Raw genomic sequence first — 15,454 nt, 5'->3', positions numbered from 1 at the left:
CATGGCAGGGTGGTCATCACCTGGGGGAGAGCACCACGAAGGAGGTACGGGATGAGCTGGCACCGGGAGGCGCTGGTCGGCTTCGACCTGGAGACGACGGGCACGGACCCGCTGGAGGCCCGGATCGTGACGGCTGCGGTCGTCGGCGTCGACGGCAGGGACGGGGAGCCGGTGCGGCAGCGCACCTGGCTGGCGGATCCGGGGATCCGGATCCCCGCACAGGCCTCGGCGATCCACGGCATCAGCAGTGAGCGAGCATCGGCGGAGGGCCGGCCGGCGCGCGAGGTGGCGGACGAGATCGCCGAGACGCTCGCGGGCTACTGGCGCCAGGGGGTGCCGGTCGTCGCGTACAACGCGGCCTTTTATCCACGCACCCAAGTCGCGTCTCAGGTGTCGCATGGCGAAGCACGGCGCCGGCTGGCGGCCCATGCCGGAATTCGGGCCACGTGATGAGCTGGATCAGCGGGCCGTTGGTGGCCTTCGACTTGGAGACCACGGGCACCGACGTCGAGACCGACCGCATCGTGACGGCGGCGGTCGTGCGCCTGGATTCGGCCGGTGCCGTCTCGGCTGAACGGACCTGGCTGCTGAATCCCGGGGTGGCCATACCCGAGCAGGCGTCGGCGATCCATGGCATCTCGACGGAACATGCCCGCGAGCACGGGGTACCGGCTGCTTCCGCTATCGAGGAGATCACGCGGGCCGTCGCCGATGGGCTGCGTCTTGGGACGCCTCTGGTGGTGATGAACGCACGCTACGACCTGTCACTGCTGGACCGCGAGTGTCGGCGGTACGAGGTCGAGTCGATCAGCGAGCGGCTGGGCAGCGTACCTTCGCCCGTCATCGATCCATTGGTGATCGACAAGCATGTCGACAAGTACCGGAAGGGTAAGCGGGCCCTCCACGCGCTGTGTGCTCACTACGGGGTGTCGCTCGATGACGCGCACGATGCGAGAGCGGACGCCGTGGCTGCCGCCCGGGTAGTGCGTCGTATGGGTGAGAAGCATCAGCCCGTCGGGGTGATGCCATTGGCGGATCTGCAGGACCTTCAGGTGCGTGCGGCGGCCGAACAGTCGGTCTCTTTGCAGGCCTATCTGCGGCGTACCGCGGATCCGACGGCAGTCGTCGAGCCGGCCTGGCCGCTCATCCCCCGGAGGCGATGACTGCGCTGGTCAGCGTTCTCCGGGCATGAGAGCCAGCAGGTGGGAGAGGGCGATCCGACGCCGTGGAAGGTCGACGTCCACAATCTTCACGGTGAGGGTGTCTCCGACCTGGACCACGTCCTCGAGTCGGTCCACGTGTCCTTCGGTCAGCTCGGTGAGGTGCACCAGGCCTTCGAGGCCGTCCTCTCTGTCTTCGATACGGACGAAGGCGCCGAACGGTACGAGTTTGGTCACGACGCCATTCGTGATCTGGCCGACCTGCTGTATGAACTGCGGCATCGGGTCCTCTTGCAATGCCTTCAGGGACAGCGACACGCGCTCCCTCACGAGGTCGACGTCGAGGATCTCGGCCGAGATCCTTTGGCCGACACTCACGACGTCGGAGGGGTGATTGAAACGGCGCCAGGACAGCTCCGGAATGTTGATCATCGTGGTAAAGCCGCCGATGTCCACAAAGGTCACACCGAAGCTGGCGATCTCCGTGACCGTGCCAGTGCAGATTTGCCCACGGTGGAGAGTCTTAAGGAAGGCCCAGTTCCGGTCGCTCGGCGTCGGCTCGGTCCTCCACCGCGCGCGCAGGACGCCGTCGCTGTCGGGCAGGACCGCGGTGAACAGCGGGTGGCGTTCGTCGAGGGTCAAGGACAGGGCGGTAGCGGCACGGGCACCTGCCACCAGGGCGGCCAGTTCCGGGTACTCGGACTCGTCGGCGATCGTGCTGGTGATCAGCCCGTTCTCGTCCTCCCAGACGACTTCTACCGAGCCGTCGTCGGGCAGTGTGGCGAGAACCGCATCGACGTCGGTGGACAGATCCGGCCAGACGGTCAACTGGGCACGGGGCGTGAGCCGGGCTCGTACCGCATCGAGGGTGTCTTCGGTGAGGCGGTGCCAGCGGGAGGCGTTGTAGAGGTATCCCTCCTCCAATATCGCTGCCTGCCGCACGGCGATGGACCAGCGCAGACGGGCCCAGAAGTCCTCGTCGGCGGCCCGCTGTACGCCGGGTTCTTCGGAGTCCGCATCGTAGGGCGAGGTCTCCAACCGTTCCGGGAAGAGCCCGAGCGCCCGGGTGCGAGAAAGGGCTCCCTCGCAGGGCTTGTAGCTGCTGACGTAGACGTACTGGTCCCATCCGACGCGCAAGGTGAACACGTCCTCCACCTCCAGGCAGCACCGGGCGCCGTTGTCGCGGAGCATGACCCGGACCAGCTCCAGACCGACGGAGAGGGGCACTTCCGCACCATCGTGGAACCCGCTGAGGCCGGGTGGGAAGAGCCCGACAAGGCCATGGCCGTCGGTCTCCGGCTCCAGGCCGAAGTGGGCAAGGCCGGCGACCCCCGGCTCGCGAATGGCCAGGCGATCGATGCCGGTGTCCTCGGCGAAGGCGGCAATCGCCTGCAGGTAGGCCGCCTCGACCGGTCCGTGGTCGCTGATCGTGTCCTCGGCGCCTATGTAGCTGCCGTGTCCGTCGCGGTCGGCAGGGTCGTACTTGGTGATCCTGTAGACGAAAGGCGGCACATTGCTCCCCGGGGTCGTTGGCGATGCTCGCTCAGCGGTCGATCTCGTGATCGGGAGCGTAGGGCGGGACGGGCCATCACAACACCGCCGATCTGCCTCGCCACCTTCGAGGATGGCCATCGAGATCACCTTCTGCAAGCGGGATACCGTGCCCATCAGGCCGAATAGATCAGCGGCGATTAATGCGCGCGACGCGATCGCTTCCGTCGGCCGCCCTGGAGAGACGCTGATTCTCCAGCGTGAGGAGCTGAACCTGCTGTGCGAGGACGTTGATCGAGGAGCGTAGCTCCCGCACCTCGCGCGCATGCTCTTGGCGGAGCCGGCGCTCGGCTGTCTTGAGGGCCTGGACCTCCTGCCGGAGGGAGGCTGAGGCTACGGCCGCATCCTCTCGATTGGATACGAGGTTTCGGAACTCTGCCAGAACATGCGGGTGCCGGTAGGCGCTCGCTCTGCTGACACCGGCCTCGACGGCGAGAGAGGCGACGGTCAGGGAACCGTCACTACGGGTGGGCTCTCCGAGGAGCAGGCGTTCGCAGGCCGCTCGGAGGGCTGTTTCGGTCGGGTCAGTGGTTGGCACGGTCGATACCCTCGATCACTTTGGTGATGTCCCTGAGGTGGCCTCGCAGAGCCGTTCGCTGGAGATCGGAGAGTCCCACGAAGGCCAGTGCGCGCTCGGTGTCTCCGCGTACCGCTTCCCACCCACTGCGATGCCGGGTCGTGGTGGTCGAGTTCCCACAGCGATCGGGACGGCAGCTGTTGAGCAGCGGTCGGTCCTCGCCGCTCGCCGTGCGGCACAGGGCAGTCTCGGGCTGGTAGTAGCAGTCGTTGAGCGTTCCAATGTGCAGTGTGCGCGCGGAAGCTTTGAGCATGGCGTGCAGGCGCCGCTCATCGACCACCCTGCCTGGGAAGTCCTGGAGCTCTTGCTGTACTCGCGCGAACTCGTTGTCGGTCCGTGGTCCGCCTGGGGAGGTCGAGCGTATGCCTGCCTTGAAATCCTCATAACGCTCCACGACGTCCGCCAAGCGGACCAGCGCCTCCTCAGCAGCCACTTCCGCGCGGAATCCAGAGGAGGAAGTACCTAATGGTGGAGTCGGGTATTGGAACTGTCCGAATGCCTCAGCCACTGCGGACCCAAGCGGTGAAATCATCTGCGAGTCCGGTGGGGTTGGCGCTCTCGGTCCGGCGGGCGATGCCTTCGTAGTACTCCAGTTCGTGGACGAGCACCGGCACGGGTCGACCGACATGTCGTTCGATGAAGCCGGTCGCGTGGAGGCTTCGGGCGAGCTGGCAGCATGCTTGGTTGAACCGGCCCTCGATTTGCGCGGCGAGCGCCCCGACCGAGCTCACCCAGTCGGCTCCGTCGACAGGCTCCTCGTACCAAAGTCCGAGCTGCCTGATCCACTCTTCGCGTGCGGCAGCGCCGGCGGGATCGCTGTTTCGGTCGCCGACCACAGTGAGTTCGTTCTGGAGCCAGAAGGCGTAGTTCCAGCGGGCTTCCGCCGGATCGCTGGCGTTGTGAAGAGTGCGGTCGACTTGAGTTTCCGTGTTGTAGCCGACGGTCAGGACGGGCCGGCGCGAATCGCCGCCCTCGTTGTCGATGAAGAAGGAGAGTGCATAGACGTCGGGTGCCTCAGCAGCGGGGATGGCGGCGATGGCCTCCGCTGTCAGACGTTCCAGGTGATCGGTGAACGTCATGAGAAGTCAAGTTCCTTTTCAGAAAGCATGGTTGGGCCTGGTCACTGAGCCTTTTTCAAGCTCACGCTGACGCCACAAGGTGAAGAGCGAGGACGGCTCGGACGAGGTCGGTGATGCGGTTGGTGCTGCACCGGATCTTGCGCAGGAGGCGCCAGTTCTTCAGGGCGGCCATGGCCTGTTCGCCGACGCACCGGATCTGGGCGTGGGTGGTGTTGTGACGCCGTTGCCACCGCTTGAGTTTCCGGCCCCGGATCGGAACCCGGATGTGTCGACCGGCACCCTGGTATGCGCGGTCGGCCCAGCACTCCAACCCGGCCTCGTCCAGGGCCTCGACGAGGCCGTGCGCACGTGTGGCGGTCAGGTCATGGGTGGCCCCGGGCAGGGCCGGCGAGACCCAGATGATCCGCCCGAAGGGGTCGGTCAGCACCTGGACGTTCATGCCGTGACGCTTGTGTTTCCCGGAGTAGTACGGCCGATCGGCGGCGATGCGGTCCATGGGGAGCAGGGTGCCGTCCAGGATCACAAATGCCTTCCGCCGTGCGGTATTCATCGCCTGTTCCAGCGTGGGAGCGAGGGCGGAGAGCACCTCGACGGCCTCACGTATGTACCGGTAGACCGTCGCGACGCCGATACCGAAGCCCGCGGCGAGCTGCGTGTAGGTGTCACCGCGGCGCAGGTGAGCCAGGGCGAGCCGGGCCTGACAGCCGGCCGGCAGACGCCGCCAACGAGTGCCTATCTCACGGCGCCGCACGACGAGTTGCCTGGTCAGGTAGCGCAAGGTGCGGTTGGACAGATCGATAGACGACGGGTAGACAAGCACGCGGAGCTCCTGGTGGACACAGTGATCTTGGTCGAGAACCCGTCTACCAGGGGCTTCGCTGCACTTTCAACTCAACTGCCAAGCTCACGCGGCAGGTTACGAACCGCTCATCGGTGTGTGGATCGGTAACGCCATGGCGCGCCCGGGCCTACCGAGGAGTGGTGAAGCGGGCCCGCGACAGGTCGCGGAGCAACGCGATCTCGGCCATGTGGTGGATGAATTCGAGGTTGGCCCCCCACAGCACGGAAATGAACGGTTCCTCGGGGTCGGAGCCGTACGGGTACTGCGAGAGGCCGACCGTGTCGAGCTGGTCCTCGGTGAGGGCGCCGACGTCGGCGCGCCAGCGGTCGATCACCGGCCAGAAGCGCTCCAGGGTCAAGGCCGCCGAGGGGGAGAAGTCGATCATCTGCTTCGGGTCCTGCCGCCGTTCGCCGAAGGTCCACTCCCAGTTGCCCGCGAACTCGTAGTGCAGGTGGCCCAGCCGCCATGCGATGGTCGTGACCGGCGTCTCGTCCGGCTCCGGCTCGCCGGTGTGGGCCAAGATCTGCTCGACCCGCTCGACGGTCACGCTCCAGTCCTCGGCGATCTTCTCCACCGACATGCCGCCGGCCGCCTGCCGGGCGACCTCCGCGTACTCGCTCGCCGGGATGTCCGCGGCGCCCAGGTCCAGCAACCACTCGCCTGGCCCGAACGCCCGCGGCGTCGTCGCCTCGGCGCGCCGCCGGAGCGACCAGCAGCCGGGCACCGGCTCCCACAGATACTCCTCGTCGCCGAGCCCCGCCAGCCGCACCCCAGCCATCTCCCTGGCCTTGTCGAACTGGTCGAGCAGCAGGCCCAGCCGGTCGGTCCGTACGCCCTCGATCTCCATGAACGGCTCCCCTTCGCGGTCGTGTGTCGTACCTCACTGCGCTCCGGCAGAGGTTAACGACCCACCTCACGGGGCGCGACCGATTTCCTTGCCCACGAAGCGGTGCAGCACCTCCCGCATCACCGCACTCGTCCAGGCCGTCCTCAACCTCCACGTGACCTGCTCAAGCTGAGGTTGGAAAAGGCTCACTGCTGGAGGCGGAGCCGGACGATGATGAGGTACTCGCTGGGGACTTCGATGTATCCGGCGTCGACCAGGTAGTTGCCCGCTGGGAGGTCGATGCGCAGGTGTTCCTCCGTGGCGATCTCGGTGGATTCGTAGACGGAGTCGAAGAGGACGACCGGCTCCTTGATGGTCCAGGTGGGGCCCGCCTCCCACTCGACCCGTGGCAGAAGGTCGGCGACCAGGGCAGGGAGCTCGGCGTCATCTTCGTCTCCAGCGACTTCTCTGACCAGGACGTCGTACTGGGGAAGGAACGTGGTGCGGGCCGGCATGTCGCCCAGGACGAGTGCCTGCGCGGCTCCAACGTCGATGAGTCCCACGTAGCCGTCGACCGCGCAGGCGCGTCCGTAGTCACCTTCGTCGTCAGGGTAGGTGCGCGGGGCGCCGCCCCAGTGGTGGCAGACAGACTCGGGAATGAGGATCAAGGGGCCGCCGGCCGAGGTCACCCAGGTGTTGTCGCTGTTCATGCCAGTTCCTTGCTATCGAGACGTACTTCGATCTGACGCTGCTGACGGCGGAGTTGCGCAGGCACGGGCTGCCGTCGCTGAGCGACCGGCTCGACGGCGGCGGGATCGGCCCGGTCGTCGACCCGTACACGATCGACCGGGCGGTCGACCGCTACCGCAAGGGCAAGCGGACGCTTGAGGCGGTCTGCGTCGAGTACGGGGTGGTGCACGGCGGCGCCCATGACGCGGGCGCGGACGCGCTGGCCGCGGCACGCGTGGCGTACGCGATAGCCGAACGGCACGGCTCGGTGGCCGCACTGACGGCGGCCGCACTGCACGAGCGCCAGATCGCCTGGTACGCGGACTGGGCGTCCGACTTCCAGTCCTTCCTGCGCCGCAAGGGCACGCCGGACGCGGTGATCGACCCTCACTGGCCCGTGCGGGAACCTGCACAGCTCCCCACCTGAATCCCCGGGAGATTGAGGACGAAGCGGCCGCCGGACGACCCCGGCACCCACCACTAGAACGGATACCACCGCACCTCGGGGTCACCGTCACGCAAGGACGCAACCCTGCGCCGGAACTCCGCGAGCGCCTTCGGGTTGCCCGGCGCATGCTGCGAGACCCACGCACAGCTGGCCGTCTCCCGGGCTCCCCTCAGCACCGCGCAGCCGTCCCACTCCCGGACGTCCCAGCCGTACGCGGCGGTGAACGCGTCATACGCCTCCGCCGCCAGCCCGTACCGGTCGCGGGACAGCGCAAGGACCACCAGATCGTGCTCGCGCAGATCCGCGGAGAATGTCTCGAGGTCCACCAGCACTGGCCCGTCCGGACCGACATGGACGTTGCGCGGCAGTGCATCACCGTGGATCGGCCCCGGCGGCAGATGCGGCACCAATGCCGCCGCGGCTGCCGCGAACCCGTCCCGCCGCTCCCGCAGATACGCGGCGTCGGCCGGATCGATCGCGTCGCCCGCGATCCGCAGCCACCGCTCCACCCCGCCGAGCAGCTCCCGCCGCGGCAGTACGAGTCCGTCCGGGGCGGGCAGTGCGTGGACCAGGGTGAGCAGCGGCGCCAGATCCCGCGGTTCGGCGGGGCGCACCGCGTCGGGGAGCCGGTGCCAGACCGTCACCGGGTGTCCTTCGACGAGCCGCGCCTCCGGCTCCGCCGCCCGCACGACGGGGATTCCCGAAGCGGCGAGCCACTGTGCGACGGCCACCTCGCGCTCGGCCCGGCTCCGCAGTTCCGGGTTCCGTACGGCGTCCCGGCCGACCTTGACCACCAGGTCGTCGACAGCGAACACCGCGTTCTCGCCCAGCGCGATCAGCTCGGCCTCGCCGGACAGCCCGGCAGCGGTCAGCACCTCGCGCGCACGCATCTCGTTCATGGTCCGATTTTCGCATCCGTGCAGGCCACCTTGACGAACCGACGACCCGTCAGCACCATGGCGAGGGCCACCTGAGCGGCCAGAACCGGGTGAAAGCGATCCAATGACGCAAGGGGTCGAATTCATGACGTTGGCGAATGCAACGGTGCAGTCCGGACAGCATGGTCCGCCCGGCAGTCCGCGGTCCCGACAGGGCGGACAGGCTCCGCGGATCAACCGGAACGCCGGCACCTGGTGCTGCCCGCCCTGATCCCGATCCTGATCCTCAGCGTCGGCCCCCTACTCTACGGCGTCGCGCTGGCGTTCACCGATGCCCAGTCCGGCCGCACCCGGTCCACCCAGTGGGTCGGTGGGCTGAACTTCCAGGATCTGCTCCACGACACCCTGTTCTGGGACTCGTTCCGGATCGGCCTGGTCTGGGCGGTCGGCGTCACCGTCCCGCAGTTCCTGCTCGCGCTGGGCCTCGCCCTCCTGCTCAACCAGAACCTGCGGATGCGCTGGCTGGCGCGGGCCCTCGCCATCATCCCCTGGGCCATGCCCGAAGTCGTCGTCGGCATCATGTGGCGGCTCGTCTACAACCCGGACGCGGGCGTCCTCAACGAGACCATCCGCGATCTTGGGCTCGGTGACGGCCGGGACTGGCTGACCGGACTGGCCACCGGGCTGCCCGCCGTGATCGTCGTCGGTGTCTGGGCGGGCATGCCGCAGACCACCGTCGCACTCCTGGCCGGGCTCCAGAACACCCCGCACGAACTCCACGAAGCGGCCGCCCTGGACGGCGCGGGCGCCTGGCGCCGGTTCCGTACCGTCACCTGGCCGGCTCTCAGACCGGTCGCGCTCTCCATCACCGCTCTCAATTTCATCCCGAACTCCTTGCGTGGATACCCCGTGCTTTAGCTCGGGGAGGAAACGCATCCTTGGCCCGGAGCCGCGAAGCGGCGGAGTCCAGGTGCGTATCCGTTCTGACCTCACGAACAGATCTGATAGTTTGTGAGATGTGAAGACCGAGCTGGTGAAGCGGGCGTTCAAGTACCGCTTCCACCCGACGAACGAGCAGGCAGCGGAGCTGTCGCGCACGTTCGGGTGTGTGCGCAAGGTCTACAACCTGGCGTTGGAAGCCCGCACGGTGGCGTGGTTCCAGCGTCAGGAACGGGTGAACTACAACACCACGTCGGCGATGCTGACGCAGTGGAAGAAGACCGAGGAGCTGGCCTTTCTCTGCGAGGTGTCGTCGGTGCCGTTGCAGCAGACGCTGCGGCATCTGCAAGGGGCGTTCTCGAACTTCTTCGAGGGCCGGGCGAAGTACCCCCGGTTCAAGTCGAAGAAGAGGAACCGCCGCTGTGCGGAGTACACCAAGTCGGCGTTCACCTACCGAGACGGTGCGCTGACGCTCGCGAAGATGAAGAGTCCACTCGCGATCGTGTGGTCCCGGCCTCTCCCCGAGGGTGCGGAGCCGTCCATGGTGACCGTGTCCCAGGACAGTGCGGGCCGCTGGTTCGTGTCCATGCTGTGCGAAGATGCATCCGTCAGACCCCTTCCGGCCCTGGACACCGCTGTGGGCATCGACGCGGGGATCACCACTTTGGTGACGCTGTCCACCGGCGAGAAGATCACCAACCCCCGGCACGAACGCCGGGACCGCACGCGCCTGGCCAAGGCCCAGCGGGTCCTGGCGAAGAAGGAGAAGGGCTCCCGCAACCGGGACAAGGCCCGCATCAAGGTCGCCAAGGTGCACGCCCGGATCGCCGACCGGCGCCGGGACTTCCTGCACCAGCTCACCACTCGGCTCGTTCGTGAGAACCAAACGATCGTGATCGAGGACCTGACCGTCCGCAACATGGTCAAGAACAAGAGTCTGGCCCGCGCCATCTCGGACGCGGCCTGGACGGACATGCGGTCCATGCTGGAGTACAAGTGCACGTGGTACGGCAGAAACCTGGTCGCCATCGACCGCTGGTTCCCCTCCACCAAACTGTGCTCCGCATGCGGCACCGTCCAGGACAAGCTGCCGCTGAACGTCCGCGAGTGGACGTGCGGCTGCGGTGCGACGCATGACCGCGACGTGAACGCGGCATGCAACATTCTGGCCGCCGGACTGGCGGTTACAGCCTGTGGAGCGGGTGTAAGACCTCAACGGGAGTCCTCCCGGACGGGGCAACCTGCCGCGAAGCAGGAACCCCTCACTGCGAAGTGAGGAATCCCCCTCGTTCACGAGGGGGAGGATGTCAAGGCCATGCACAAGCGCACACCCCCCGGACCAAGCTGACCGCGGCGATCACCGCGATCACCGCGGTGGCCGCAGTAGCCGGAGTCGCCCTGCTGGGCACGTCCTACGCCGGAGCCGCACCCGCTCCCGCTATGGGAACGGTCTACGGTGCGGACGCGGCGACCGCCGTCTCGGGCAGCTACATCGTGATGCTGGACCAGAAGGCCGACAAGGCGAAGCTCGCCAAGGAGTACGGCGGCAAGCTGAAGCGCACTTACAGCTCCGCCATCAACGGCTTCTCCGCCAGCGGCCTTTCGCAGACCGAGGCCAGGCAGCTCGCGGCCGACCCGGCCGTCTCCAAGGTCGTCCAGAACAAGAAGTTCCACATCGACGCCACCCAGGACAACCCGCCGTCCTGGGGTCTCGACCGGATCGACCAGACCGAGACCGCGGGCGACCATGCGTACACCTACCCGGACAGCGCGGGCGAAGGCGTCACGGCGTATGTCATCGACACCGGTGTCCGTGTCACGCACAAGGAGTTCGAGGGCCGGGCGAGCTCGGGCTACGACGCCGTGGACAACGACGACAGCGCGGATGACGGCAACGGCCACGGCACCCACGTGGCCGGCACCATAGCCGGTGCGACGTTCGGCGTCGCCAAGAAGGCGAAGATCGTCGCCGTCCGGGTCCTCGACGACTCCGGCTCGGGCACCACCGAGCAGGTCGTCGCCGGCATCGACTGGGTCACCGCGCACCACGAGGGCCCGTCCGTCGCCAACATGAGCCTCGGCGGCAGTGCCGACCCGGCTCTCGACGCAGCGGTCCAGAAGGCCATCTCCTCCGGAGTCACCTTCGCGGTGGCCGCAGGAAACGAGTCCGCCGACGCGAGCGAGGGCTCCCCGGCCCGCGTCCCGGAGGCCATCACGGTCGCCTCGTCCACGGTGGACGACGAGCAGTCGTCGTTCTCCAACTACGGCCCGGCCCTGGACATCTACGCCCCCGGTTCGGACATCACCTCGTCCTGGAACGACAGCGACGACGCGACGAACACCATCTCCGGTACGTCCATGGCTACTCCGCACGTCGTCGGTGCCGCCGCCGTCTACCTCGCCGGACACCCGGACGCCACCCCGGCGGAGGTCGCCACGGCCCTCACCGACGGCGCCACCCCCGACGCGATCTCCAACGCGACCGAGGGAACGCCGAACAAGCTGCTGAAGATCGTCGAGTAGCAGGCACCACCGAGACGGCGGCCGCCGCGCTCTCCCCCACGGGGCGCGGCGGCCGCACACCTCCGGCGGATCGTCCTATGGTGTGCCCATGACCACCAGGTACGCGGCGCTGCTGCGCGGGATCAATGTGAGCGGCCACAAGAAGGTCCCGATGGCCGAACTCCGCACGCTGCTCACGGAGCTGGGCCATGCGGACGTCCGTACGTACCTGCAGAGCGGCAACGCCGTCTTCAGCAGCGCGTCGGGCGACGAGGACGCGCTCACCGCGCAGCTGGAGCAGGCCATCGAGGAGCGCTTCGGGTTCGCCGTACCGTGTCTGATCCGGAACGGCCCCTATCTCGCATCGGTCGCCGACGCCTGCCCGTTCCCGGCTGCCGCCCTCGAGGGCAAGCAACTGCACGTCACCTACTTCGACCGGCCGGTGGACGCCACACGCTACGCCGCGATCGACGCCGACACTTTCCGCCCCGAGGAGTTCCGGCTCGGCGACCGTGCGCTCTACCTCTATGCCCCCGACGGACTGGGCCGTTCCAAGCTCGCCGAGGCGCTCCACCGCCCTTCCCTCACCAAGGGCCTCACCGCCACCACACGTAACTGGAACACCGTCGCCAAACTCGTGGAGATGACGCGTGACTGAGCCGCGGCCCGGCGTGGCCGCCGCAGTCGAGGGCGAGCTCAGACTCCTCGATCCGCTGGTGCGCTCCTCCGCCGATCTCCTCGTCCAGGTGCTGCACCCGGAGTTCCGCTAGATCGACACCGCCGGCCGTTTCTGGGACCGCGACGCGATCATCGCCTCGCTGACCGCGGACGAGGCCCCACGGCCCGGACAGCTCACCGCGTCACGGATGCGCGGTGTCCAGCTCGCCGACGAACTCGTCCATCTGACCTTCGACTCCGAGTCCAAGGGGCTCCGGGCCCACCGCAGTTCACTGTGGCGGCTGACCGGGCGCGGCTGGCTCCTCTACTTCCACCAGGCCACGCCGTTCATCGCCGAACCGCCCGACGGCTGACGTCGTCCGTTGGCGATCGACAGCCGTCAGCCGCGCATGACGCGCTGCGCCCGCGCCGTCCACCGGCCGTCCGTACGGGCGATCCGCACCGGATGCCCGAAGCAGTCGCTGACCTGATCCGTGGTCAGCACGTCGTCGGCCGGACCCGAGGCCACACACCGCCCCGCCCGAAGCAGCATCGCATGCGTGGTGGAAGCGGGAAGCTCCTCGAGATGGTGCGTGACCAGGACCGTCGCCGGCTCGGGGTGTTCCTGGCACAAGGTGTCCAGGGAGTCCAGCAACTGCTCACGGGCGGCGAGATCCAGACCTGTGGCCGGCTCGTCGAGAAGCAGCAGCCGCGGCTGCGGCATCAGGGCGCGGGCGATGAGCGTACGGCCCCGCTCGCCCTGCGAGAGCGACGGCCAGCGCGATCCGGTCTTGCCTTGCATGCCCAGCATCTTCAGCAGCCGGTCGGCCTGTTCCCGCTGCCCGGCGCTCGCGGACCAACGCGGCACCGGCTCGACCGAGTTGGTCAGACCCGTGAGCACCACGTCGCGCACCGACAGCGGGGAACGCAGCGGATGACGCGTGTTGACGTGTCCCAGCAGGGTCCGCAGCTCCCGCAGGTCGACCCGTCCGATCGTGCGCCCCAGGACCTCCACCGATCCGTGGGTGGGGTGGGTGACCGCGCCGAGCAGCCCGAGCAGCGTGCTCCTTCCGGCACCGTTGGCGCCGAGCAGGGCCCAGTGCGACCTCCTGACCGGGCCGGAAACCCGGCCGCTGTCGCTTTTCTTCAATACCCGCGCCAGCGGCCGCTCTAGCGTGCTGTGCATGAAGAACGAGCACGCTCACCTGACCGAATGTGCCGCCGAGGCGGCCCGTATCGCCCGCGCCGAACAGCTGGACGCTTCCGCCACGCCCTGCGGCGACTGGGACGTGCGCGGGCTGATCAACCACTGGGTGCTCTACACCTCGTACGGCCTGGAGCACCGTGCCCTGCGCAAGGATCTTCCCGACGAGCTCACCACCCGTGACTTCACTGCGGATGCCGACTGGGCGGAGAAGTACGCGGCGCAACTGGACCGCGCCGTCGCCGCCTGGTCGGACCCGGCGGTCTGGGAGGGGGAGATCGACCTCGGGGGTTCGACGTCCCCGGCGTCCGAGATCGCCGCCATGCTCATCGAGGAGACGGCCCTGCACGGCTGGGACGTGGCCCGGGCAACCGGGCAGGAGTTCCGGCTCTCCGACGCGGTGGCAGCCTTCGTCCTCGATGTCGTCGACGGCTCCGCGGCGCTCTACCGGCAGTACGACGGCTTCGCCGACGAGGTCCCGGTGTCCGATTCGGCGCCGGTGTTCGAACGGGCGCTGGCCCACAGCGGACGCGATCCGCACTGGACCGCCGCCTGAAAGTGGCCCAGTCGAACGAGTGGTGAATGGCCCAGAGTTATATGCCAATGCCTGGATAGGCTCGACGCATGACCACTCACCCCACCCCGGCCACGGGCAGGACCGTCGTCGACTTCTACTTCGACCCGGCCTGCCCGTTCGCCTGGATCACCTCACGCTGGATGCTGGAGGTGGAGCAGCAGCGCGACATCGAGCTCCGTTTCCATGTCATGAGCCTCTTCCTGCACAACGTCGGCAATGAACTCCCCGACTGGTACCGGGAACTGGTCGACAAGTCGATCGGCCCGGTGCGGGTCGCGGTCGCCGCGGCCGCGGGCCACGGCGACCGTGTGCTCCGCGAGCTCTACACCGCCCTGGGAACCCGTATCCACGTACAGAAGAACGCGGACTTCGACGAGGTGGTCGCCCAGGCGCTCGCCGAAGTGGGCCTGCCCGGCGGGCTTGCCGGGGCCGCGCACTCCACGGCGTACGACGAGGCGCTGCGCCGCAGCCACGACGCGGGCAAGGACCCGGAGGCCGACGCTTATGTCGGCACCCCCACCATCCATGTCGACGGCGGCGTCTGGTTCGGCCCGGTTCTCAACTCCGTCCCGCGCGGCGAGGAGGCGGCCAGGCTGTTCGACAGCCTTCGGGTGATGGCCGGCTACCCGGACTTCTTCGAGCTCAAGCGCACCCGCACGGGCAGTCTCGACTTCAGCTGACAGTCACCTGCTCTCGCGGGTACTTGCTGTTCCCGGTCAGGCGGTGAGCGCCGCCACGCGCGGCACGCAGGCCTCGTCGTAGCGTCGCAGCAGCAGCCGTGCCAACTCCGGCGAGGGGCCGAGCACGTCGGCCAGTACGTCCGCCCCCGCCCCCCGGGCACCCGCGGCGATACGGTCCGGGAGGCGGCCGGGCGCGATGACGTACGGTGCCACCGCCACCCGGCGCACGCCCTCGGCCCGCAGGGCCCGTACCGCGTCCTCGGTACGGGGGAACCCCGCGGGAGATGCAGCGGAGGCGAACGCAGGCCGCACGGAACACCAACCGGTGTGCCGCAGCTCCCGCGCGATTTCAGCGATCACTGCGATCGCCTCCGGGTCTGTGGAGCCCGCCGAGGCCAGGACGAGCCCGGTCGAGCTCTTGTCGCCGGGACGGACCCCGGCTTCGTACAGGCGCTGTTCCAGAGCGGAGTTCAGCAGCGGTGACGGGCCGAGCACTTCGGCCTGCCGGATGTGCATCTGCGGCAGTCCGGTCCGGGCCTTGCGCAGCACCGTCGGGATGTCGGACTTGGCGTGGAAGGCCCGGGTGAGGAGCAGGGGGAGCGTGATGACGTCCCTCGTTCCGTCCGCGGCCAGCCGCTGAAGGACCTGCGGCACCGACGGGGCGTTGAAGTCCAGGAAGCCGGTCTCCACCCGTAGCCCCGGCCGCAGCGACCGGACCCGCGTGGTGAGGGCGTGCACGGTCGCCGCGTGCCGCGGATCGCGGCTGCCGTGGGCGATGACAAGGAGAACGGGGGAAGCCATGACGT

The 15,454-nt window shown here is 68.2% G+C and carries 16 protein-coding genes and 4 pseudogenes; 10 read left to right on the top strand and 10 right to left on the bottom strand.

The annotated features are described in order from the left end of the window. Positions 1-51 precede the first annotated feature (51 nt). Positions 52-363, top strand: a pseudogene (locus ABZV38_RS10160) (exonuclease domain-containing protein); the annotation flags it as partial. Between the two features lie 86 nt (positions 364-449). Then, positions 450-1,163, top strand: coding sequence for a 3'-5' exonuclease (locus tag ABZV38_RS10155; RefSeq protein ID WP_356326316.1), 714 nt, complete (start codon positions 450-452; stop codon positions 1,161-1,163). A 9-nt stretch (positions 1,164-1,172) separates the two neighbouring features. Here the strand turns inward: ABZV38_RS10155 and ABZV38_RS10150 are convergent, their stop codons facing one another. From ABZV38_RS10150 to ABZV38_RS10120, 7 genes are all read right to left on the bottom strand, one after another. After that, positions 1,173-2,672: a S1 RNA-binding domain-containing protein gene (locus tag ABZV38_RS10150; RefSeq protein ID WP_356326315.1), complete on the bottom strand. Its 1,500-nt coding sequence runs from the start codon at positions 2,670-2,672 to the stop codon at positions 1,173-1,175. Positions 2,673-2,841: 169 nt separating this feature from the next. Continuing rightward, on the bottom strand, positions 2,842-3,249 hold the full coding sequence (locus ABZV38_RS10145) for a hypothetical protein (RefSeq protein WP_356326314.1): 408 nt from the start codon (positions 3,247-3,249) through the stop codon (positions 2,842-2,844). Further along, on the bottom strand, positions 3,236-3,721 hold the full coding sequence (locus ABZV38_RS10140) for a hypothetical protein (protein ID WP_356326313.1): 486 nt from the start codon (positions 3,719-3,721) through the stop codon (positions 3,236-3,238). The genes ABZV38_RS10145 and ABZV38_RS10140 overlap by 14 nt, the downstream gene beginning before the upstream one ends. Positions 3,722-3,788: 67 nt before the next feature. After that, complete coding sequence (locus tag ABZV38_RS10135; protein WP_356326312.1) at positions 3,789-4,367, bottom strand: hypothetical protein; 579 nt, start codon at positions 4,365-4,367, stop codon at positions 3,789-3,791. Positions 4,368-4,428: 61 nt separating this feature from the next. Next, entirely contained in the window at positions 4,429-5,187 is a 759-nt protein-coding gene (locus tag ABZV38_RS10130) for a transposase family protein (RefSeq protein WP_356326311.1), read from the bottom strand. A gap of 148 nt (positions 5,188-5,335) precedes the next feature. Further along, positions 5,336-6,055: a DinB family protein gene (locus ABZV38_RS10125; protein WP_356326310.1), complete on the bottom strand. Its 720-nt coding sequence runs from the start codon at positions 6,053-6,055 to the stop codon at positions 5,336-5,338. 185 nt (positions 6,056-6,240) lie between these two features. Next, the gene (locus tag ABZV38_RS10120) at positions 6,241-6,744 is read right to left on the bottom strand and encodes an Imm21 family immunity protein (protein ID WP_356326309.1); all 504 of its coding nucleotides are present in this window, start codon (positions 6,742-6,744) and stop codon (positions 6,241-6,243) included. Between the two features lie 26 nt (positions 6,745-6,770). On the opposite strand from ABZV38_RS10120, the pseudogene ABZV38_RS10115 reads away from it, so the two are divergent. Next, positions 6,771-7,190: pseudogene (locus ABZV38_RS10115) on the top strand (3'-5' exonuclease); the annotation flags it as partial. A 53-nt stretch (positions 7,191-7,243) separates the two neighbouring features. Here the strand turns inward: ABZV38_RS10115 and ABZV38_RS10110 are convergent. After that, positions 7,244-8,110 (bottom strand): aminoglycoside phosphotransferase family protein, encoded by an 867-nt coding sequence (locus ABZV38_RS10110; RefSeq protein ID WP_356326308.1) that lies wholly within the window; start codon positions 8,108-8,110, stop codon positions 7,244-7,246. Positions 8,111-8,341: 231 nt separating this feature from the next. Between ABZV38_RS10110 and ABZV38_RS10105 the strand changes: the two are divergent. The 5 genes and pseudogenes from ABZV38_RS10105 to ABZV38_RS10085 all read left to right on the top strand — a co-directional run. Beyond that, positions 8,342-8,968 (top strand): annotated as a pseudogene (locus ABZV38_RS10105) (sugar ABC transporter permease); the annotation flags it as partial. Between the two features lie 139 nt (positions 8,969-9,107). Then, on the top strand, positions 9,108-10,304 hold the full coding sequence (locus ABZV38_RS10100; RefSeq protein ID WP_356326307.1) for an RNA-guided endonuclease TnpB family protein: 1,197 nt from the start codon (positions 9,108-9,110) through the stop codon (positions 10,302-10,304). Positions 10,305-10,372: 68 nt separating this feature from the next. Beyond that, complete coding sequence (locus tag ABZV38_RS10095; protein WP_356326361.1) at positions 10,373-11,551, top strand: S8 family serine peptidase; 1,179 nt, start codon at positions 10,373-10,375, stop codon at positions 11,549-11,551. Positions 11,552-11,639: 88 nt separating this feature from the next. Beyond that, positions 11,640-12,188 carry a DUF1697 domain-containing protein gene (locus tag ABZV38_RS10090; protein ID WP_356326306.1) on the top strand — a complete coding sequence of 183 codons (549 nt, stop codon included), beginning with the start codon at positions 11,640-11,642 and terminating at the stop codon, positions 12,186-12,188. Continuing rightward, positions 12,181-12,561, top strand: a pseudogene (locus ABZV38_RS10085) (nuclear transport factor 2 family protein). Before ABZV38_RS10090 ends, ABZV38_RS10085 begins: the two are co-directional and overlap by 8 nt. Before the next feature lie 26 nt (positions 12,562-12,587). On the opposite strand, the gene ABZV38_RS10080 reads toward ABZV38_RS10085, so the two are convergent. After that, positions 12,588-13,373 (bottom strand): ATP-binding cassette domain-containing protein, encoded by a 786-nt coding sequence (locus ABZV38_RS10080; RefSeq protein ID WP_356326305.1) that lies wholly within the window; start codon positions 13,371-13,373, stop codon positions 12,588-12,590. On the opposite strand from ABZV38_RS10080, the gene ABZV38_RS10075 reads away from it, so the two are divergent. Together ABZV38_RS10075 and ABZV38_RS10070 are read left to right on the top strand one after the other, a co-directional pair. Beyond that, positions 13,372-13,947: a TIGR03086 family metal-binding protein gene (locus tag ABZV38_RS10075; RefSeq protein WP_356326304.1), complete on the top strand. Its 576-nt coding sequence runs from the start codon at positions 13,372-13,374 to the stop codon at positions 13,945-13,947. The genes ABZV38_RS10080 and ABZV38_RS10075 overlap by 2 nt on opposite strands. Positions 13,948-14,015: 68 nt before the next feature. Continuing rightward, a complete protein-coding gene (locus ABZV38_RS10070) occupies positions 14,016-14,648 on the top strand; it encodes a DsbA family protein (RefSeq protein WP_356326303.1) in 633 nt (210 codons plus the stop codon). Positions 14,649-14,684: 36 nt separating this feature from the next. Here the strand turns inward: ABZV38_RS10070 and ABZV38_RS10065 are convergent, their stop codons facing one another. After that, the gene (locus tag ABZV38_RS10065) at positions 14,685-15,449 is read right to left on the bottom strand and encodes a sirohydrochlorin chelatase (protein ID WP_356326302.1); all 765 of its coding nucleotides are present in this window, start codon (positions 15,447-15,449) and stop codon (positions 14,685-14,687) included. Positions 15,450-15,454: the final 5 nt, after the last annotated feature.

The organism is Streptomyces sp. NPDC005181 (assembly GCF_040608395.1).
Classification (GTDB): Bacteria; Actinomycetota; Actinomycetes; order Streptomycetales; family Streptomycetaceae; genus Streptomyces.
Note: the sequence above shows the minus strand (reverse complement) of the source record. Positions and strands in the feature narration are given on the sequence as shown.